Origin of the sequence: Mesorhizobium sp. B2-3-14, from assembly GCF_006442175.1 — a bacterium.
Taxonomy (GTDB): domain Bacteria; phylum Pseudomonadota; class Alphaproteobacteria; order Rhizobiales; family Rhizobiaceae; genus Mesorhizobium; species Mesorhizobium australicum.
This window is the reverse complement of record NZ_VFVP01000001.1, coordinates 617,079-636,064: the sequence shown is the minus strand read 5'-3', so window position 1 is coordinate 636,064 and position 18,986 is coordinate 617,079. Positions and strand designations below refer to the sequence as shown.

General features: G+C 64.1%; 18 protein-coding genes. 5 read left to right on the top strand and 13 right to left on the bottom strand.

Annotated elements, in window-relative coordinates:
• Positions 1–33: 33 nt before the first annotated feature.
• Complete coding sequence (locus FJ950_RS02895; protein ID WP_023772481.1) at positions 34–930, top strand: UTP--glucose-1-phosphate uridylyltransferase; 897 nt, start codon at positions 34–36, stop codon at positions 928–930.
• A 148-nt stretch (positions 931–1,078) separates the two neighbouring features.
• Complete coding sequence (locus tag FJ950_RS02890) at positions 1,079–3,463, top strand: polysaccharide biosynthesis tyrosine autokinase (RefSeq protein ID WP_140614928.1); 2,385 nt, start codon at positions 1,079–1,081, stop codon at positions 3,461–3,463.
• Positions 3,464–3,592: 129 nt separating this feature from the next.
• Here FJ950_RS02890 and FJ950_RS02885 read toward each other — a convergent pair whose 3' ends face one another.
• Together FJ950_RS02885 and FJ950_RS02880 are read right to left on the bottom strand one after the other, a co-directional pair.
• A complete protein-coding gene (locus tag FJ950_RS02885) occupies positions 3,593–4,675 on the bottom strand; it encodes an acyltransferase (protein WP_015314208.1) in 1,083 nt (360 codons plus the stop codon).
• A 146-nt stretch (positions 4,676–4,821) separates the two neighbouring features.
• Entirely contained in the window at positions 4,822–6,729 is a 1,908-nt protein-coding gene (locus FJ950_RS02880; protein ID WP_015314207.1) for a propionyl-CoA synthetase, read from the bottom strand.
• A gap of 766 nt (positions 6,730–7,495) precedes the next feature.
• On the opposite strand from FJ950_RS02880, the gene FJ950_RS02875 reads away from it, so the two are divergent.
• Genes FJ950_RS02875 through FJ950_RS02865 form a run of 3 tightly spaced genes read left to right on the top strand, consistent with a single transcriptional unit; the run spans position 7,496 to position 9,218 of the window.
• A complete protein-coding gene (locus FJ950_RS02875; RefSeq protein WP_015314206.1) occupies positions 7,496–7,798 on the top strand; it encodes a PqqD family protein in 303 nt (100 codons plus the stop codon).
• Entirely contained in the window at positions 7,798–8,235 is a 438-nt protein-coding gene (locus FJ950_RS02870) for a lasso peptide biosynthesis B2 protein (RefSeq protein ID WP_140614927.1), read from the top strand. Before FJ950_RS02875 ends, FJ950_RS02870 begins: the two co-directional genes overlap by 1 nt.
• The gene (locus FJ950_RS02865) at positions 8,232–9,218 is read left to right on the top strand and encodes a serine kinase (RefSeq protein WP_140614926.1); all 987 of its coding nucleotides are present in this window, start codon (positions 8,232–8,234) and stop codon (positions 9,216–9,218) included. Before FJ950_RS02870 ends, FJ950_RS02865 begins: the two co-directional genes overlap by 4 nt.
• Positions 9,219–9,226: 8 nt before the next feature.
• On the opposite strand, the gene FJ950_RS02860 is transcribed toward FJ950_RS02865, so the two are convergent.
• The 11 genes from FJ950_RS02860 to FJ950_RS02810 form a co-directional block, all read right to left on the bottom strand.
• On the bottom strand, positions 9,227–10,267 hold the full coding sequence (locus tag FJ950_RS02860) for a nucleotidyltransferase family protein (protein WP_140614925.1): 1,041 nt from the start codon (positions 10,265–10,267) through the stop codon (positions 9,227–9,229).
• Positions 10,268–10,319: 52 nt separating this feature from the next.
• Positions 10,320–11,306, bottom strand: a complete 987-nt coding sequence (dhaK, locus tag FJ950_RS02855; RefSeq protein ID WP_140614924.1) for a dihydroxyacetone kinase subunit DhaK — start codon at positions 11,304–11,306, stop codon at positions 10,320–10,322.
• Between the two features lie 38 nt (positions 11,307–11,344).
• Positions 11,345–11,767, bottom strand: coding sequence for a hypothetical protein (locus FJ950_RS02850; RefSeq protein WP_015314201.1), 423 nt, complete (start codon positions 11,765–11,767; stop codon positions 11,345–11,347).
• An 11-nt stretch (positions 11,768–11,778) separates the two neighbouring features.
• The gene (gene ptsP, locus FJ950_RS02845; protein ID WP_140614923.1) at positions 11,779–13,353 is read right to left on the bottom strand and encodes a phosphoenolpyruvate--protein phosphotransferase; all 1,575 of its coding nucleotides are present in this window, start codon (positions 13,351–13,353) and stop codon (positions 11,779–11,781) included.
• Between the two features lie 41 nt (positions 13,354–13,394).
• Positions 13,395–13,697 carry an HPr family phosphocarrier protein gene (locus FJ950_RS02840; protein ID WP_015314199.1) on the bottom strand — a complete coding sequence of 101 codons (303 nt, stop codon included), beginning with the start codon at positions 13,695–13,697 and terminating at the stop codon, positions 13,395–13,397.
• 21 nt (positions 13,698–13,718) lie between these two features.
• Positions 13,719–14,108 (bottom strand): dihydroxyacetone kinase phosphoryl donor subunit DhaM, encoded by a 390-nt coding sequence (gene dhaM / locus FJ950_RS02835; protein WP_015314198.1) that lies wholly within the window; start codon positions 14,106–14,108, stop codon positions 13,719–13,721.
• Entirely contained in the window at positions 14,105–14,707 is a 603-nt protein-coding gene (gene dhaL / locus FJ950_RS02830; protein ID WP_140614922.1) for a dihydroxyacetone kinase subunit DhaL, read from the bottom strand. The genes dhaM and dhaL overlap by 4 nt, the downstream gene beginning before the upstream one ends.
• A 72-nt stretch (positions 14,708–14,779) precedes the next feature.
• Complete coding sequence (locus FJ950_RS02825; RefSeq protein WP_140614921.1) at positions 14,780–16,423, bottom strand: dihydroxyacetone kinase subunit DhaK; 1,644 nt, start codon at positions 16,421–16,423, stop codon at positions 14,780–14,782.
• Between the two features lie 68 nt (positions 16,424–16,491).
• Positions 16,492–17,505 (bottom strand): ABC transporter ATP-binding protein, encoded by a 1,014-nt coding sequence (locus FJ950_RS02820; protein ID WP_140614920.1) that lies wholly within the window; start codon positions 17,503–17,505, stop codon positions 16,492–16,494.
• Positions 17,498–18,610 (bottom strand): ABC transporter ATP-binding protein, encoded by a 1,113-nt coding sequence (locus tag FJ950_RS02815; RefSeq protein WP_140614919.1) that lies wholly within the window; start codon positions 18,608–18,610, stop codon positions 17,498–17,500. The genes FJ950_RS02820 and FJ950_RS02815 overlap by 8 nt, the downstream gene beginning before the upstream one ends.
• 2 nt (positions 18,611–18,612) lie before the next feature.
• Positions 18,613–18,816 carry a hypothetical protein gene (locus tag FJ950_RS02810; RefSeq protein WP_140614918.1) on the bottom strand — a complete coding sequence of 68 codons (204 nt, stop codon included), beginning with the start codon at positions 18,814–18,816 and terminating at the stop codon, positions 18,613–18,615.
• Positions 18,817–18,986: the final 170 nt, after the last annotated feature.

Sequence of the window (18,986 nt, the reverse complement as noted above, 5' to 3'; positions counted from 1 at the left end):
GACTGTAGTCGATCTCCTCAGAAGGAATTTGCGATGAAGAAAATCAGGAAGGCCGTGATACCGGTGGCGGGGCTTGGAACACGGTTCCTACCGGCGACCAAGTCGATGCCGAAGGAAATGCTTCCCGTCGTCGACAGGCCCGTCGTGCAATATGCGGTGGACGAGGCCTTCGAGGCCGGCATCGAGCACATCGTCTTCGTCACCGGCCGCAACAAGGCGGTCATAGAGGACTATTTCGACCTGCATCCGGAATTGATCGGAACCCTGGAGCAAACTGGCAAGAAGACTCAGCTGGAGACGCTCGAAAGCATGCTGCCGGTGGCCGGCGCCACCTCCTTCATCCGCCAGCAGTCGCCGCAAGGCCTCGGCCATGCCGTCTGGTGCGCCCGCGAGGTCATCGGCAACGAGCCCTTTGCCCTGCTTTTGCCTGACATGGTCTCCTTCGGCGGGCGCGGATGCCTGGCCGAGATCACCGACCTCTATGCGCAGACCGGCGGCAACGTCATCGCCGTCGAGCGTTGCGATCCCACCGAGACCAACAAATATGGCATTGTCGGCCGTGGCGCCGACATTGGCGGCGGTTTCGAGGTGACGGCCATGGTCGAAAAGCCGGCGCCGGCCAATGCGCCGTCGAACTTCTACATCAACGGCCGTTATATCCTGCAGCCCGAAATCTTCCAGCTTCTGGGCAACCAGCAGCGCGGCGCCGGCAACGAGATCCAGCTGACCGACGCCATGGTTCGCCTGTCGCAGGAGCAGCCATTCTTTGCCCAGCCTTTCAAGGGGCGCATGTTCGACTGCGGTTCCAAGGAAGGGTTCATCCAGGCCAATATCGCCTTCGCGCTGGCGCGCGACGACATGAAGGGCCCGGTTTTCGAGATGCTCCGGGAGTTCGTCCGGACGCATGAACGCCAGGAAGAAGCCGCATAATGCCCATCTTTCGGGAGTATTGTCGGGTGGCTGACGGCGCAGGGGCCGGCCGGCTCCGCGCTGTCCGGCACCAAGCGTGTGTCGCGCCTGCCAATGCTCCCGATCTCTCCGGGGCCTGCGAGCGAGACAAGCCAGAATTGGACCGAAGATGAACTATGCCAATTTTCCTCTCGACAAGAGGATGCCATTGCCGAATTCGGAAGCAGGAGACGGCGACGACTTCATCGACATCGAGCGGCTGCTTGGCATGGCCGCACGGCAGGCCAAGGTGGTTGGCGTGTGCGCCGTCATCGGCCTTTTCCTGGGCATGCTCTATCTGCAGACCACGCCGCCAAAATTCGTGTCGGTTTCCAGCGTGCTGATCGATGAAGGTCTGAACAAGATCGTCGACGACATTTCGGCGGCATCGACGACCATGCAGACCGATTCCGCGATTCTGAGCCAGATCGAGATCCTGACCTCGACGCGGCTTGCCGCCGTGGTCGTCGACAAGCTCAAGCTCGACCAGAACGACACGTTCATGAACCCGCCCCAGTCGGCCCTTGCCCAGGGCGTTGGCCTGGTCCGCGGTCTGATCCAGTATGTTCGTCCGAGCAGCCCGGTCATGCCGGGTGTCGGCGACATCACCAAGCTCGACCCCGCCGCGCGCGATGCGCTGATCGCCACGTCGCGCCGCGACTACGCGATCCTCAAACTGCAGAACGAGATCCGGGCGGATCGCGTCGGGCGAAGCTACGTTATCGCGCTTGGCTACCAGGCGACGGATCCGGCATTGGCGAAGGCCATTACCAAGGCCTATGCCGACGCCTATCTCGCCGACCAGCTCGACGCCAGCTTCGACGCCACCGAGCGCGCGGCGGTCTGGCTGCAGGGCCGGCTAACCGAACTGCGCGAGAGCTCGCAGCAGGCATCGCTGGCGGTCGAGAAATTCAGGGCCGAACACGGCCTGTCCGCCAACAGCGACGGCCAGCTGATGAGCGACAAGCAGCTCGCCGATCTGAACGCCCAGCTCATCGTCGCGCAGGCCGACACCGCGCGTGCCAGCGCCCGTTACCAGCAATACAAGTCGATCGTCGACAGCGGCTCGGACAACGCTTTCAAGGATGCCGCCATATCCAGCGACCAGCCAGCCAGCTCGGTCATTGCGGCGTTGAAGACCCGCTACCTCACGGTCGCCAAACGGCAGCAGGATGTCGAGGCGAATTTCGGCCCGCAGCATCCGCAGGCGGTGGCGCTCGCCAAGGAGAAGGCCGATATCTCGACGCAGATCTTCGGCGAACTGAAGCAGCTCACCGAAAGCTACCGCAACGAGTATGAGGTGGCGTTGGCGCGCGAGACCGCGCTCAGGGCCAATGTCGCCGCCGCGCAGGGCAAGAGTTCGATCGACAACCAGTCGCAGGTCCAATTGCGTGATCTCGATCAGAAGGCGACGGCACTCTCCACGCTCTACCAGACGTTCCTCGGACGCTACGAGGAAGCCGCGCAGCAGCAATCCTTCCCGGTCGGCAAGATCCGCATCATCTCGGATGCGTCGACGCCGCTTGCCGCCTCGAGCCCGCGCACAGTCATCGTGCTCGGCCTTTCGCTGGTGCTCGGGGTTCTGATGGGCGCCGGCTTCGGCGGCCTCAACGAGTTCAACGAGCGGTTCTTCAGGACCGGCGAGGAGGTCCGCGACCGCGTCGGCCTCAAATTCCTGGGTTACCTGCCGACCATCGGCAGCAAACCGAGCAAGGAAGACAAGCCAGCCGAACCCGATCTCAAGGTCGCCAGATCGCCGGCCGCCATCGAAAGGCGCGCACGGATGCGGGTGAGCATCGACGCTCCGGCATCGATGTTCTCCGAAACGCTGCGCAGCGCCAAGATCGCCTTCGATGTGGTGATGGAAGGGCAAGGCAGCCGCGTCATCGGCGTGATCTCGGTCCTGCCCGGCGAAGGCAAGTCGACCGTCGCGGCCAATCTCGCCGGGCTGCTCGCCGCCAATGGCTCCAGGACGCTGCTCATCGATGGCGATCTGCGCAATCCGGGCCTTAGCCGCAGCCTCGGCATGGAAGCCGAGCAAGGCTTGATGGAAGCGGTGGTGAGCGGCCAGACCTGGCAGTCCGTCGGCAAGATCGACAGGCAGACCAAGCTGGCGATCATTCCGGCTGTGCTGCGCGGGCATTTCTCGCACACCAGCGAGCTTCTCTCCTCGGCCGGCATGCGTCGTTTCATCGAGAACGCCAAGGAGACCTTCGAATACATCGTCGTCGATCTGCCGCCGCTTGGCCCGGTGGTCGACGCCAAGGCCTTCGCGCCGCTGGTCGACGGCTTCGTGCTCGTCACCGAATGGGGCCGCACGCCGCGCGCCATGGTGCGCTCGATGCTGGAATCCGAGCCCTATGTCGCCAACAAGATCGTCGGCGCGGTGCTGAACAAGGTCGACCTGAAGAAGCTCGCCAAATACGGGTCGTTCGGCGCGTCGGAGAAATTCTTCGACAAGTACTCGAGCTATTATCTCGACAAGTCGGAAGTGCGTTCGAAGGCGGCGGTCTGAGATAAGGCCGTTGCCATCATGTCTTGAACCCGCGCAGCGGTTCTCATTCCGAAATCGCACAAAGTTTCGGCACCGTCCGGCCGCCGTTCATGCGGCCGGACATGAGGCGGAGCGGCGTATAGGTCGAGGCTATGCCGCCTTCAGCCGGTAACGGAAAAGCGTGTGGTCGAGCAGCAGCCGGATGCGCGGTTCGGCCTCGGTTGCCACCAGCCAGCTTGCCGCGATCATGGTCGCGCCGACCATTGCCATCGACAGGAGATAAGGCAGCCCGGAGCGCACCATGGCGCCGAGCATCGCCGCGCCGATCACGTCGTGGATCAGATAGAGCGGATAGGTCATCAGGCCGATCCGGCGCCAGCCGCTCCATCTGAGATCAAGCGTGAGCGACCACGCCATCAGCGCGATGGCCGCGAGGAAGATCAAGATTGGCGGCCCGTACGGCATCACGGCTCCGACTTTGATGCTATGGACGTCGACGGAGCTGGCGATCTGCAGCACCCCACCGCCGAGGAACAGCAGGCAGAAGCCAAGGCGAGACGCCGTCACCGCCTTGAACCGCATCAGCCAGATGAGCACGCCGACCGCGAAGAATGAGCCATGATGCACCAGCACGAGCTGCAGCCACCGCGTCTCGGCGAAGGCGGACCAGCCGAGCGGATAATAAAGGCACCAGAACAGCGTGCTGATCATGCCGATGACGATCGCAACCCTTTCCATCAGATGGAAACGGCCGAGCCGCAGCAGGATCCAGACGATGGCGTAGAAGGCGATTTCGATGCCGAGCGTCCAGTAGACGCTGTCCACCCAGGGACCATAAGGCGCGAACAGGCCGGTGCGCACGAGCCGAACCACCGCATCGGTCGGCCAGCTCAAGCCGATCAGCAGCAACAGCGCCGTGGTGATCGGGGCACAAATCCAGACCGCCGGCGCCAGCCTTTTGACCCTTGCCTCGAAAAACCGCAGCGGCGTCGAATTCTCGGCGCTGAAGGCAATGACGAAACCGCTGATGACGAAGAAGATCTCGACGCCGACCCAGCCGGACCCGACCCAGGCGCCGATCCCAGGCTGCGCCGGAACGCCACCAGTCGCTTGCGCCGAGATGCCGTCGGGATAGGCCCAGACCCAGAAGCCGTAGTGATAGACCATGACCAGCACGGCTGCGAGAAACCGCAGGATGTCGATACCGCCAAAGGTTATTTTTTTCTGAGCCATGCGATCCAATCGAATGGCCCCCCGCGGGAACTGTAGGGCGGAATGTTGCATCGCACAATCTACGATTGCGCCCAGCGGTCATCACAAAGTTCGCCGCGTCGCAACATCGCGCAACGGTAGCTCCAGTCAGGTCCCGGCAGTGCTCCTTAGACGCCGATTCCGCGCTCCGTCAGGGCAGCGGTGATCTCATCGAGGATGGCGGGGTCGTCGATGGTTGCAGGCATCATCCACGCTTCCTTGTCGGCGATCTTCTGCATGGTGCCGCGCAGGATCTTGCCCGAGCGCGTCTTGGGCAGGCGCTTAATCGTCACCACGGTCTTGAAGGCGGCCACCGGGCCGATGCGCTCGCGCACCAGCGCGACGACCTCCTTCTCGATGGCGGCGCCGTCGCGCGCGACACCGGCGTTCAGCACCACGAAGCCGAGCGGAATCTGGCCCTTCATCGCATCGGCGATGCCGACGACGGCGCATTCGGCGACATCGGGATGGGCGGCCAGCACCTCTTCCATGGCGCCCGTCGACAATCGGTGGCCGGCAACGTTGATGATATCGTCGGTGCGGGCCATCACGTAGAGATACCCGTCCTCGTCGATCATGCCGGCATCCGCCGTCTTGTAGAAGCCGGGGAACTCATCGAGATAGGCCTGGCGGAAGCGGGCATCGGCGTTCCACAGGGTCGGCAGGCAGCCCGGGGGCAGCGGCAGCTTTACCACGACATTGCCGAGCGTGCCGCGCGGCACCTCATGGCCGGCATCGTCGAGCACGCGGATATCGTAGCCGGGCATCGGTACCCCGGGCGAGCCGTATTTCACCGGCAACAGGCCGAGCCCGGCGGGGTTGATCGTCATCGGCGATCCGGTCTCGGTCTGCCACCAGTGATCGACCACCGGCACGTTCAGCTTCTGCTCCGCCCATTTGATGGTTTCGGGGTCGGCGCGTTCGCCGGCGAGGAACAGGGTGCGGAACTTCGACAGATCGTATTTCGGCACGAACTCGCCCTTGGGATCCTGCCCCTTGATGGCGCGGAAGGCGGTCGGCGCGGTGAACAACGCGACCACGCCATGTTCCGCGATGACGCGCCAGTAGGTGCCGGCGTCGGGCGTGCCGATCGGCTTGCCTTCGAACAGGATGCTGGTGCAGCCATGCAGCAGCGGGCCGTAGACGATGTAGGAATGGCCGACCACCCAACCGACATCGGACGCCGCCCAGAACACTTCCCCGGGCTTCACGCCGAACTCGTTTTCCATCGTCCATTTCAGCGCGACCATGTGGCCGCCATTGTCCCGCACGATGCCCTTGGGCTGGCCCGTCGTGCCTGACGTGTAGATGATGTAGAGTGGGTCGGTGGCCAGCACCGGCACGCAGTCGACATTGGCGCCGGCTGCGCGCTCACGAGCGACGGCGTCGGCATAGTCGATGTCGAAATGGTCCTTCAAATCGCAGCGCAGCTGATCGCGCTGCAGGATCAGGCAGGCGTCCGGCTTGTGGCGGGACATCTCGATCGCCTTGTCGAGCAGCGGCTTGTAGGCGACGACCCGCCCCGGCTCCAGGCCGCACGAGGCCGAGATGATCAGTTTCGGTTTTGCGTCGTCAATGCGGGTGGCAAGCTCATGCGAGGCAAAGCCGCCGAACACGACCGAATGCACTGCGCCGATGCGGGCGCAGGCGAGCATGGCGATGGCCGCTTCCGCCACCATCGGCATGTAGATGATGACGCGGTCACCCTTGCCGACGCCGCGGTTCTTTAACACCGAGGTCAGCGCCACCACCTCGCGCTTCAGTTCGGCATAGGTGAACTTTTTCACCGTGCCGGTGATGGCGCTGTCGTATATCAGCGCGATCTGGTCGGCCCGCCCGCCGGCGACATGCCGGTCAAGGGCATTGTAGCAGGTGTTGCAGGTCGCACCAGTGAACCAGCGGCCGTAGACGCCGGCGGTGGCATCGAACACCCTGTTCCAGGGCGAATACCAGTCGATGGCGCCGGCCGCGTCGGCCCAGAATTTTTCCGGGTCGCGTTTCCAGCCGTCATAGATCTCGTGATAGCGTGAAGCCATCCGTACCCTCCCGGAAACCATTTGCCGTCTTTGCAAACAGCCTATGCTGTTTTTTCCGGCGCTGTCTTCCCTGATTTTCGTTTGAACCGGTCTTGTCCTGACCGGGATGCCCGCTGTCCGACGATATCGAGCGGGAGGATGTGAGCGCATGCGCCATCAATGGTCGATCGGGACTAGGCTCGAGGAACCGTCCGACCTCCTACAGCCTGTCGGAATCCTGTGAATACACACCGGCAGGCAAGCCGGCGGTAATCGTCGGGCTGTGCAGCGCTTCAGCCTGGGTTTTAAGGGTGCGATCGCCGCTTGATAGCGGTGACCGGACAACCCCGCTGAACAATCTGTCGATTGCCGTCTAACAAGCCGGATTCGTTGGGCGAATGTCGACGGCGCTAGATCGGCAAGGCCACCAGCATGAGGCCGACGCCGCCGAAGATCAAAATGGCTGTCGCCAGAGCTTTTCGATGACGTTCGAAAGTCGTCGGAGCCCGCTCCCAATTGTAACGCATACGCTATCTCCCCAAGACCCGGGGAGTTCTTACCTTACCTCAGGGAAGAAAAGCAACGGTCCCGCCGGTCAGCATGCTTGCCTGGCGCGCCATTCCGGCGACTATTTCTGGCACGATTTTCGACTCTGGATGGATGTCGCGGCCTCACGAGAGTATGTCCGCAAAATAAAGCCACGCGAGCCATCCCGGCCGGCCAATAGACAGCGCCCCACCACCGCGCTATCTCATTTCCGGGTTTTGCATGGCTTTTGGGGTTCGTTATGGAAATTGCCTCTGGAACGGTTCTGCGACTGGCGGACGATGCCTCGGTTCAGCATGTCGGCGACGGCGCGGTGGTGCTTTTGGCGCGCAGCGGCCAGCTTTATACCTGCAACGGGACGACCGAAGCCTTTCTCGACAAGGTGGATGGCGCGCGCAGCCTCGGCCAGATCGTCGGCCTGCTTTGCGAGGAGTTCGAAATCGACAAGGGCACGCTTGACGAGGACATGGCGGCGCTGGCCAGCGATCTGGTCTCGGAAGGCATTCTCGCTGCTCCAGGCTTGATGGCTGAAGGCACCGCTTGATGGTGGACGGTCCTCTCCTGCGCGCCTTGTTCCGCTGTCATCTCTGGGCAAGCGCGCGGCTGATGCCAATTCTCATTGCCAATCGCAGCTTCGAGGACGTGCTGAAATGGGCGCCGCTCGCCTCGCCGGCGCCCTATCGCGGCCTGCCCGCCCCCTACATTGTCGCCCGCGTCAACCGTGCCGTGCGTCATCCCTGGCTGATGCGCGACCGCAGATGCTTGCGGGAGGGCTTGCTCGGCCATCGTTTCCTGCGCCTTGCCGGTTTCGATCCGCAGCTGCGTTTCGGCGTCGATCCGAAGTCGTTGCAAGCGTCGCGGCTGGCGGCGCATTGCTGGGTGTGCCTGGACGGCAAGCCGGTGGTCAGTGACAGCCTTCCCGGCATGGTCGAGATCTACCGTCACCCCGCCACCGCCGCCACGAAGGTGCGCTCCGCTTGACCAGACCTTCAGTATTCTATGACCTCAATGGCCAGATCCTCGGCATATCGGCCGAGCGCCCCGGCCTGTGGCAGGATTTCGACGGGATGCTGGGCACCTTGCGTGTCACAGGTCCCGTCGAGCCGGATTTTCGTCTCGAGATCACAGAGGCGGACGTTCTGGACGAAGCGCCCGGCGGATCGCTCGTCTTCGAGGGCGAGATACCGGAGGACGGCTACTGCCGGATGATCGCGGATGGCGGCACGGTCCATCTCGTCTTTCCCGAACGCCAAGCCGTTGTCGTCAATGACGAGGAGGGTTGGGCCGAACTCCGGGTTCGCCCCGGTGCGAAGGCCGCCTGGACGCCACCGATGCTGGTGTTGGACGCAGCACTCGACGCAGGCGGCCAGCATATGCTGCACACGGCCGGGCTGACGCTGCCGGGCCGCGACGCCGTCGTGCTGGTCCATGCCCCGAGCGGCACCGGCAAGACCACCACATCGCTGGCCTTGGCAACGCAAGGATTCGGCCTGTGCTCCGACGACGCCATGATCCTGAATCTCGCTTCCCCCACGCCTGCCGCCTGGGGTTTGCCGCGCCATGTCAAGATCCATGAGAAGACCGCGCGGATGATCCCGCTTGTGGCGCCATGCCTCGGTCTGTCATGGGACCGCAATGGCGAACAGGCTGTTTCGCTGGAAAAGCTGAGTGGGATCGTAAAAATCGAAAGTCCGACCGCCCGTCCGGTCGCAGCGCTCCTGCATCTTGCGCGATCCGGCGACGAAGAGACCCGGCTCGCGCCCATGGCCCGGACCGACGCGATGGTGGCGCTGGCGATGGACAATGTCCGCACCGGCGCGACCGGTCTGCTGCCGCTGCAGAAGCGCAGGTTGGCGGCGATCCGCGGACTGGTGTCGTCGGTGCCGACCTTTACCCTGGAAGTAGGCGTGCGTCCGGCCGATGCGGCGGCGCTGATAAGCGCTAGGTTGGCATCACTGGACTGACGGTCCGCTCAAGCGGCGTATGGCCTGGCCTTGGCCAGCCGCTGGATCCAGCGAAAGGCATCGCGGCGTAGCCGCGAGCCGATCTTCTCCCGGGAATTGACCCTGAGCAGCGTGTTGGTCGTGATCAGCTTCTTGGCCAGTCGGATCGACAGGTCGGGCTTTATTCGCCCGGCGAGTGCCAGCGCATGCGGTTCGTCGAACAGCCGCCCGGTTACGTTGAGCACGATCGCAAGTTCGAGTTCGATGCCGGTCATGCGCGCGGCGTCGAGCAGGCGGGTTTCCGAAACCGGGGATTGCAGCGCCCTCACACCTTGCAGCACGTCGACGCAAAGCTGCAGACGGTGGAATTTGTGGCCGCCGGCGGCATGCACGATGGCGATCGTCAGAAGGGCGGCCGGCGTATCCGTCGCGTCGCCATCGATGATGCCAAGCTCGCGAAAACCCAGCGACAGGCGCCGCCGCATGCCGGTGTCGTGCACAAGGTCGCCATGCAACTCGACCAGCAGGCTGGAATTCTCCTTTTCCAGCCATTTGAATTCCTGCAGCCGGTAGGATTCGGCCTCGTTGCTGGCAAGCTCGAAGCCGCATGCCGCAATCGCCCGGTTTGCCCGCGCAAGGTTGGCGGGCTCGACCAGGATGTCGATGTCGGTGAAAGGCCGGTCGGATACATTGCGATAGAGTTTTCGCGCGAAGACCGGCCCCTTGACGATCCGCGCCGGAATACCCTCCGCCGCCATTCCCTTCATGATGCGGTCGCCATGGTACTGAAGCAGCATCGACTGGCCGGTGGCGATCGTCGCCCTCTGGCGCAGGTCGTCGAGTTTGTCTCGCAAACCAGTATCCGACGGCAGGTGCGCATCGCCACGCTCCCCGAGCTTGCGCAGCATGATCGGGAGGACGCCATGGAATTCGGCATTGTCGAGCAGGGCAAACAGCGCCTTCGCTGATAAATTGTCCCCGACCGCCGCAGCTTCCGGATCGGCGAAGCGCAGCAGCAGTTTTTCTTCAGCTGGAGTAAGAGACGGCAGCATCGATCCGGACAAATCCATCGTTAAGTGGATTGTCCGGAATGGTTGCAGAAAAGGGCGGCTGAAGCCAGCCTTACACGCCCCAGCGCAGCGCGGCGGTGTGGACAGGTGCGTCCCACCATTCCGTCAGTTCGTCGTCGAGCAGGCTCAGCGTGATCGAGCAGCCGGCCATGTCGAGCGAGGTGACATAGGTGCCGACCAGCGACCGGGTAACCGTCACGCCATGTTGCTCGAAAATCCGGCGGGCGCTGTTGTACATCAGATAGAGCTCCATCAGCGGCGTGCCGCCGAAGCCGTTGACGAACAGCAGCGCGGGTCCTTTCGCCCTGTCGTCGAGATCGCCCAGGATCGCAGCGCAGATTTCTTTGACAATTGCATCGGCGCTTTTCAGCCTGTCGCGCCGGCGGCCGGGCTCGCCATGGATGCCGACGCCGAATTCCATCTCGCCTTCGCCGATGTCGAAGGTCGGTTTGCCGGCAGCCGGCACGGTGCCGCTGGTCAATGCCACGCCCATCGAGCGGGTGGCGTCGTTGACGCGGTCACCCAGCGCCTTCAACGCCGGCAACGCCACCCCGTGCTCGGCGGCGGCGCCAACGATCTTTTCCACCACCAGCGTACCCGCCACGCCGCGCCGCCCGGTTGTGTAGGACGAATTCTCGACGGCGACGTCGTCATTGGTGACGACCTGCAGCACGCCATCGGACATCTCCGCCGCCATCTCGAAGTTCATCACGTCGCCTTCGTAGTTCTTGACGATGAACAGGCAGCCGGCGCCGGTGTCGACGGCTTGCGCGGCCGCCAGCATCTGATCCGGTGTCGGCGAGGTGAACACCTGGCCGGGACAGGCGGCGTCCAGCATGCCACGGCCGACAAAGCCGCCATGCAGCGGCTCGTGGCCGGAGCCGCCGCCGGAGATCAGCGCCACCTTGCCCGGCTTGAGCATCTTGCGGCGGATGAATTTGTGCTCCTCGCCAAGCACAAGGATGTCGGCATGGGCGGCCGCGAAACCGTCAAGGCTCTCGGTCAGTACCGTGTCCACCGAGTTCATGAATTTCTTCACGGCCGTCTCCTCCCGAAATAGCCAGCATCAAGGGTCGTTCAGCCGCTCTTGCCGGTGATGCTGGTGACCTTCTGGATGAATTCGTTGATCGCTCGGTCGAGCGCCGCATTCTGCTTGTCGTCGCCGAAATCCGGCACGATGAGCGAAACGTGCCTTGTCTTGCGCGCGCCCGCGGCGACCGAGATCTTCCCGGGATGTGCCTGGTGATAGGCGGCAAGAAACTGGTCCCGCTCGGCCTGGCTGAAATGGCAGACGGAAAAGATGGCCGGCAGATGTTTCGACGGAATGGGAATCGAGTAGCTCGGGCTCGAAATCTGCGTGACGAAGCTGCGGTGCTTGCCAAGCGCATCGGCGAGCCGCTGGCGCATGCCGGACGGCCGCTGGTCGATGACTTGCGACAGGATCGTCTTGTAGGCGCGGATCGCTTCTTCGGAACCGGGTTCGGGTTTGATGTCGGCCATGCCTGCCGTGCCTAGACCGGAACGTCGGCTATGGCCGCCTTGGCCATGGCGAGTTGCGCCGGCGCCACGGAAAGATCGCGCAGACCGGCTTCCAGCAGAGAGGGAATCGAGGCGGGGTCGCCGCCGGCATCGCCGCACAGGCTGACGGCGATCCCGGTCTCCCGTCCAAAGGCCGCGACCGAGGCGATCAGCCTCAACACCGCAGGATGGCGGACTGAATTCAGGTGTGCCACAGCGGCATTGTCGCGGGCGGCCGCCATCACATATTGCGTCAGATCGTTGGAACCGATCGACAGGAAAGCGACGCCGGTAAACGCCTCCGGCGCGATGGCCACCGAAGGTACTTCGACCATGATGCCGAGCGGCGGCATCTTGTGCGCGATGCCGCGCGCGGCAAGGGCTACCCGCTCCTCGGCGAACAAGGCGGCGGCGCTTTCATACTCTGCTGATGTGGCGATCATCGGAAACATGATTTTGAGATTGCCGTGTGGCGCGGCGCGCAGCAATGCCCTGATTTGAATCCGGAATATATCGGGCCTGGCCAGCGACAGCCTGATGCCGCGCAGGCCAAGGAATGGATTGCCTTCCTCGACGGTGAAGCCTGGCACCGGCTTGTCGCCGCCGGCATCGACGGTACGGATCGTCACCGGTTTTTCGCCGGCCCATTCCAGCACCTTGCGATAGGCACGATACTGCGTCTCCTCATCCGGCAGCGTCTTGCCGAACAGGAATTCGGTGCGCATCAGGCCGACGCCGTCGCAGGTCGCGATGTCGAGGGCATCGACATCCCCAGGATCGGCGATGTTGACCTGTACGCGCACCGCCGTGCCGGTTTTTGTCATGGCCGGCCGCGCCAGAAAAGTCCGTGCCTCACCCTGGCCGGCGGTGAAGGAAGAGGATGACTGCCGGAACGAGCCGATCTCGGCCGGCGAGGGCGCCAGGACGATATTGCCGTGCTCCGCGTCGAGCAGTGCCATGTCGGCAACGGCGGTGAGCGGCTCGCGCAGGCCCACGACCATCGGCACGCCACGCGAGCGCGCCAACATGGCGACATGGCTGGCGGTGCTGCCTGCCTTCAGAGCGATGCCGCCGCCATGGCTCCAGTCGGTTTCGAGAAAGCGCGTCGGCGCGATGTCCTCGCCGTAGAGGATGGCGCCGGACGGCGCGGCTTGGTCACTGTCCTCGGTCAGGGCACGCAGCACCTGGTCCCTGATATCCCGAAGGTCCGTGGCGCGGGCGCGGAAATAATCCTGGTCCGAAGCCTCGTAGCCGGCGATCTCGGCATCGAGCGCCTGCCGCCAGGCCGTGTCGGCGGGTGTTCCGGAAGCGATCGATGCGAAGGCCGGCCCGCTCAGCGCGTCGTCTTCCAGCATGGCGATGTGGAATTCGAGTATGTCGGCCGCATCTTTCTCGGCGGTTCCGACCATGGCCACGAGCCGGTTCACCGCCTTGCCGATCGCGGCCTGCAGGGACGTCCTCTCCTCGACGGAGCTTGCCTTGCTAACGTAAATGCCCGCGGGCTGGCCGAGGTCGAACAGAGGTCCCTCGGCATAGCCGGCCGAGGCAGGAACACCCTCAATACGCATGGCACGCGTTCCCAGCGGGTGAGCGCAGGCGCGGATCGGCCTCAAGCCGAGCGGACATGGCCGGCGTCCTCGTCGAAATCGCGCTGCACCAGTTCGACCAGCGCCCGGATAGCATCATCGGCACCATCGCCATTGGCCCTGATGTGCAGCACCGTGCCCTTCGGCGCCTTGGCCGCCATCACCTTGACGATGCTTTTTGCATCGAACCATGGGCCGTTGGCGGCGAGTGCAATCTCCACCTCGGCGGCAAAGCTCTTGGCGAGCTTGGTGAACTTCACCGAAGGACGCGCGTGCAGGCCCACATCGTGGGTGATCAGGACGGTCGCTTCGGCGGTTGCGGACATGTGTTCAAAAATCCCATTCGCTCACGACGGCGACAATTCGTGCGCCGTCGCCACCACTTCCCGGAGCGAGGCGCCGCCGGATGCCTCGGTCGCCGCCATCACCGCGCCCTCGACGATCGGCGCGTTGCAGACGATGATTTTGTGCGCACGCGGCTCGCCGATCAATTCCACCGCCATTTCCGAATTGGTCTCGGCGCCGCCGAGATCGACAAGAATGGCGACGCCGGCGTCCGACCAGGCCTTGTCGATGGCGCCCATGATCGCCTCGACATTGGTGCCGAGCCCGCCATGGCCGTTTCCGCCGCACCACGCAAGCGGCACCTCGTCGCCGACCATTTGGCGTACCATGTCGGCCGTGCCCTCGGCGACCAGCGGCGAATGCGACACGATCACAATCCCGACATTGCTCATGCTTTGCCCCCGATGATTTGCGCCAGCGTGCGCACCAGCAGCGCGGTCGAGCGCGCGCCGGCATCCATATGGCCGATCGAGCGGTCTCCGAGGAACGAGGCGCGGCCGCGCAGTGCCTTCATAGGCACGGTGGCTTCGGCCGCGGCGTCGGCGACGTTGGCTATTTCAGCCGCCGTCCTTTCCCCGGCCAAGGCGTCATGCACCGGCCGCAGCACATCGAGCATGGTTTTTTGTCCTACCTGCGACTTGCCGCGCGCGGCCACCGCTTCGATCGCCTTGCCGAAGGCAGCCGTCAGATCGGCGCGGTCGGGTTCAACCGAAATCTCCTTGCCGAGCGCCATGAACAGCGTGCCGAACAACGGGCCGGAAGCGCCGCCCACCGTCATCACCAGCTTGGTGCCAATTGCCTTCAGGGCGTCCGGCAACGGCTTCGCGGCGAACACGTCGGCCTCGGCCCGTACGGCGTCGAAGCCGCGCTTCATGTTCAGCCCGTGGTCGCCGTCGCCGATCGCCTGGTCGAGCGCGGTCAGTTCCTCGGCGTGCGCGGCAATCGCATCCGCGGCGGCCGTGATAAGCCTCGAAAGGTCCAGCGCCGTCATGTCGCCCGAATTCCCGGTTTGCACCTTGCCGGCAGTAGCGAAAGAGCGGTCGTTCGACAACTGGTGCATGCGTCAGGCCGTGACAAGCAGTGTGGCGGCGGCCGCGAACACCTCTGCCACGGCATGAGCACCCGGATCGACCACGCCCTGCAATCCGGCACCGACATAGGCGGACCGCCCGGCTTTTGCCTTCTCCATGGCCGCGGTGGCCTCCGCACCGCGCCGGGCTGCTGTCGCCGCGTCGCCAAGGCCGTTGCCGTCGAGGGCCTTCAAGGCCGGCTCCAGCGCATCGACCATGGTGCGATCGCCGGGTTTGGCGCCACCGTAGAAGGTCATGCGTTCAAGCCCGGCGAGCAGGGCCTTGGGCACACTGGCGCCAGCGTCCAGGGCCCGTCCGGCCGCCGTGAAAAAGATCGACAGCAGCACCCCGCTGGAGCCGCCCATCGATGCGCTCAATATGTCGCCCACTGCACCTAGGGTCGCCGCGGGGTCGGCAAGCGGCAGCGTGTCGAGCCGATCAAGAACGCTTCGTGCGCCGGTCGCCACCGTCGAGCCGGTGTCGCCGTCGCCCGCCTTGGCGTCCAGTCCGTTCAATGCCGCTTCGAGCGAAATCAGCTTCTCGCAGACCGTGACGATCAAGCGCCTGGTGCCGGCATCCTGGCTGGCCCTGTGTGCCGCGCTTTGTCCGGCTGCTTTCGCCATCGGTACGACAGCGGGCGCAACGAGCGGCTTGGCGGGCATCCAGGCGTGCGGGCCGACCGGCGCCAGCAAGGCGGCCTCGCGTGCCGCATCGAGCCGGATCAGCGACAGCGAGAACCCGTTCATGTTGAGTGCCGTCATCAACGATCCGGGACCGGTTGTGAACTTCACTGTCTTTGCCAGCGGTGAGGCAAGCACCGCATTGGCAACCAGCGACATTTCGAGCGGCGGCACGGAGCCGAGATTGTTGATCAGCAAGGCATGATCGGCCTTCGTGTCGAGCCGCCCCGCGAGGCGCTCCGCCATGACAGCCACCAGCTTGTCGGCACTCTGCACCGCGATGCGCTCGACGCCCGGCTCACCGTGGATGCCGAGGCCGAGCTCGCCATCGTTTTCGCCAAACCTGTCCTCGTGCAGCTGGCCGGGAATGGAGCAGGACGACAACGACATTCCGAGCGAGATGATATCCTTTGCCGCCGCACGCGCGGCCGCCGCGACGGATACCAGGTCCTTGCCGGCTTCCGACAGGTGGCCTGATATCTTGTGCACGAATAATGTGCCGGCAACGCCGCGCGGCTGGGCGATGTCGGGCAGCGCGATGTCGTCGGCGACGATCACCATCTCGACGGCAAAACCTTCGGCGCGCGCCTTCTCGGCAGCGAGGCCGAAATTGAGCCGGTCGCCGGTGTAGTTCTTGACGATCAGCAGGCAACCGGCTGGTCCGGTGACCGCGCGAATGGCCGCCAGCACCGCTTCGACGCTCGGCGAGGCGAAGATCTCGCCCGAGACCGCCGCCGTCAGCATGCCTTTGCCGACGAAGCCGGCATGCGACGGCTCGTGCCCGGCGCCGCCGCCGGAGACGACGGCAACCTTGGACTTGTCCCAATCGGCGCGCAGCACGACCTTGATCTCGGGATACCCGTCGAGGCGCGCGAGGTCGCCTGAGCCAATGGTGCGCAACAGGCCGTCCAGGGCCTCGGTGACGATCGTTTCCCTGCGGTTGAAAAAGTGCTTCATCGAATTCGTCCCGTATTCGCAATCTCAATCGGAAGCCGGCGTCGCCTTGGCGGGGGCGCCGAAGCCGCTCACATCAATCGTTGTCCGTCGGCGCCGAAATAGAGCGGCGAGCGGTAGCGGATCACCACCTTGTCGCCTTGCGCCAGATCGGTGTCGGGGTCGGTCAGCGTCACCAGCTTCTTCGGCCCCACCGTCACGTGCAGATGGTTCTGGTCGCCGAGATGCTCGACCCAGTCGACGACGCCATCAGCATGGCCATTCACGGCCTTCTCGATCGCCAGGTGCTCGGTGCGCGCGCCGATTGTCCTGGTGCCGGCCGGCGCGCCGCCATCGGGAAGTAGCCCCGTCGGCAAAAGATTGATCGCCGGCTGGCCGAGCCTTGCAGCGACATGCAGATTTGCCGGTTCCGAATAAATGGTTCGTGGTGAACCGATCTGTACCAGCACGCCGTCGGCGAGGATGCCGATGCGATCGGCCATGGTCATCGCCTCGATCTGGTCGTGCGTGACGTAGAGCATGGTGGCACCGAGCTCGGACTGGATGCGCTTCAATTCGAGCCTGAGATCCGCGCGCAGCTTGGCGTCGAGCGACGACAGCGGCTCGTCCATCAGGTAGATGGAAGGCTTGCGCACCAGCGCGCGGCCGATGGCGACACGCTGCATTTCGCCGCCCGACAATTTGGTCGAACGGTTGGAAAGCTTGTGATGGATGCGCACCATCTTCGCGACCTCCTCGACCCGGCGGCGGATTTGGTCTTCCGGTATTTTCCGCGCCGGCGAGCGCAGTGGGAAGGCGAGATTGTCGAACACCGACAGATGCGGATAGAGCGAATATTGCTGGAAGACGAAGGCTGTGTCGCGCTCGGCCGGTGACAGGGTCGTGGCATTGTGGCCGCCGATCTCGATCGTACCTGCATCCGGCCGTTCCAGCCCTGCAATCAGCCGCAGTGTGGTCGTCTTGCCGGCGCCGGTCGGCCCCAAGAGCACGACGAATTCGCCGTCCGATATATGCAGGTCGAGCCCGCTGACGGCGACATGGTCGCCGAAGCTTTTGGTCACGCCTTTGATGTGCACGTCAGCCATGCTGCGCTCTCCCCAACGACGCTGTGTCGTGGATTGCCGTTCTCACCGCGCGCCCGGAGCCTTTTTCGAACAGCGACAGCCGCGCGCCGTTCAGTGTGAGGCCGACATGGTCGCCAGCATTGAGCCGGATTTCGGCCGGCACCCGCGCCTTGATGATGCCGTCCGCCGTTTCCACCGCGACGATCTGGGTGGTGCCGAGATATTCGGTGCCGTAGATGGCGCCGCGCAGCTTGGATGCATCGTCGAAGCGGATGTGTTCGGGGCGAATGCCGAGCGCCATGTCGGCAGGTGCTACGTCCTCGCGCACCTCTGGCACTGCCACTGTCGCCCCTTGTACGACCACCTCCTTAGCGCCTTTTGTGAGTCCACCGCCAAATTTCAAAAAATTCATCGGCGGCGAGCCGATGAAGTCGGCCACGAACATGGTAGCGGGGCGGTCGTAGATCTCGCGGGGCGTGCCGAACTGCTCGATGACGCCGTGGTTCATCACCGCGATCTTGTCGGCCATCGACATCGCTTCCATCTGGTCATGTGTGACGTACACGGTCGTCGCGTGGATGCGGTTGTGCAGTTCGCGCAGCTCATGGACCATTAGGTCACGGAATTCAGTGTCGAGCGTGCCGAGTGGCTCGTCCATCAGGAAGCATTTCGGCCGCCTCACGATGGCGCGGCCGAGCGCGACGCGCTGGCGGTCGCCGCCGGCAAGGCCGGATACGGATTTGTTGAGCAGATGGTCGATGCGCAGAAGCTTCGCCGTCTCCTCGACCCTTGTGCGGATCTCGGCCGAGGGCATGCCTTGCGCCAAAAGTGGGAAGCCGATGTTCTTGCGCACATTCATGTGCGGATAGAGCGCGAACAGCTGGAAGACGAAGGCGATGTCGCGCTCGCGGGCCCTGAGCATGGTGACGTCGTCGCCGCCGAGCAGGATCTGGCCACCGGTCGGCAGTTCGAGCCCGGCGATCATTCTCAGTGTCGTCGTCTTGCCGCAGCCCGATGGCCCCAGCATGACGAAGAACTCGCCGTCCTCGACGACGAAGTTGGAATCCTGGACGGCGACGAAATCGCCGAAGGCCTTTCTCAGATGCTGTACGCGAATTTCGGCCATGATTATTCCGGGAACTTCGAGACGATGATGAACATCACCGTGCCGGCGAGCATGGTGATGAAGGAATAGGTATAGAGCGACAGCGTGAAGGGCTGGAACAGCATCAGGAAGCCGATGGCGATCAGCGCCGTGGCAATGTTTTCCATCAACCCGCGCCTGGCCCAGCGGGGCCAGCGCGATTTCCTGGAGATGGCGGGGCGCCTCATGCGTAGCTTCCTCCCTTTTCCCCGTTCAAAGGCAGAGATGGTTGCCAGGTGGTTCCCCCACTCCGTCGCTGCTCCGCAGCGCCACCTCTCCCCCCTCCGGAGGGAGAGGAAGGGAGCCTGGCTGAATCAAGTTCGCGCCCTTCCTCTACCCCGTCGATCGGGGGAGAGGT

Coding starts and splice junctions, on each gene's coding strand:
- FJ950_RS02895 (WP_023772481.1), top strand. CDS start 34: ATGAAGAAAATCAGGAAGGCCGTGATACCGGTGGCGGGGCTTGGAACA.
- FJ950_RS02890 (WP_140614928.1), top strand. CDS start 1,079: ATGAACTATGCCAATTTTCCTCTCGACAAGAGGATGCCATTGCCGAAT.
- FJ950_RS02885 (WP_015314208.1), bottom strand. CDS start 4,675: ATGGCTCAGAAAAAAATAACCTTTGGCGGTATCGACATCCTGCGGTTT.
- FJ950_RS02880 (WP_015314207.1), bottom strand. CDS start 6,729: ATGGCTTCACGCTATCACGAGATCTATGACGGCTGGAAACGCGACCCG.
- FJ950_RS02875 (WP_015314206.1), top strand. CDS start 7,496: ATGGAAATTGCCTCTGGAACGGTTCTGCGACTGGCGGACGATGCCTCG.
- FJ950_RS02870 (WP_140614927.1), top strand. CDS start 7,798: ATGGTGGACGGTCCTCTCCTGCGCGCCTTGTTCCGCTGTCATCTCTGG.
- FJ950_RS02860 (WP_140614925.1), bottom strand. CDS start 10,267: ATGGATTTGTCCGGATCGATGCTGCCGTCTCTTACTCCAGCTGAAGAA.
- FJ950_RS02850 (WP_015314201.1), bottom strand. CDS start 11,767: ATGGCCGACATCAAACCCGAACCCGGTTCCGAAGAAGCGATCCGCGCC.
- ptsP (WP_140614923.1), bottom strand. CDS start 13,353: ATGCGTATTGAGGGTGTTCCTGCCTCGGCCGGCTATGCCGAGGGACCT.
- FJ950_RS02840 (WP_015314199.1), bottom strand. CDS start 13,697: ATGTCCGCAACCGCCGAAGCGACCGTCCTGATCACCCACGATGTGGGC.
- dhaM (WP_015314198.1), bottom strand. CDS start 14,108: ATGAGCAATGTCGGGATTGTGATCGTGTCGCATTCGCCGCTGGTCGCC.
- dhaL (WP_140614922.1), bottom strand. CDS start 14,707: ATGACGGCGCTGGACCTTTCGAGGCTTATCACGGCCGCCGCGGATGCG.
- FJ950_RS02825 (WP_140614921.1), bottom strand. CDS start 16,423: ATGAAGCACTTTTTCAACCGCAGGGAAACGATCGTCACCGAGGCCCTG.
- FJ950_RS02820 (WP_140614920.1), bottom strand. CDS start 17,505: ATGGCTGACGTGCACATCAAAGGCGTGACCAAAAGCTTCGGCGACCAT.
- FJ950_RS02815 (WP_140614919.1), bottom strand. CDS start 18,610: ATGGCCGAAATTCGCGTACAGCATCTGAGAAAGGCCTTCGGCGATTTC.
- FJ950_RS02810 (WP_140614918.1), bottom strand. CDS start 18,816: ATGAGGCGCCCCGCCATCTCCAGGAAATCGCGCTGGCCCCGCTGGGCC.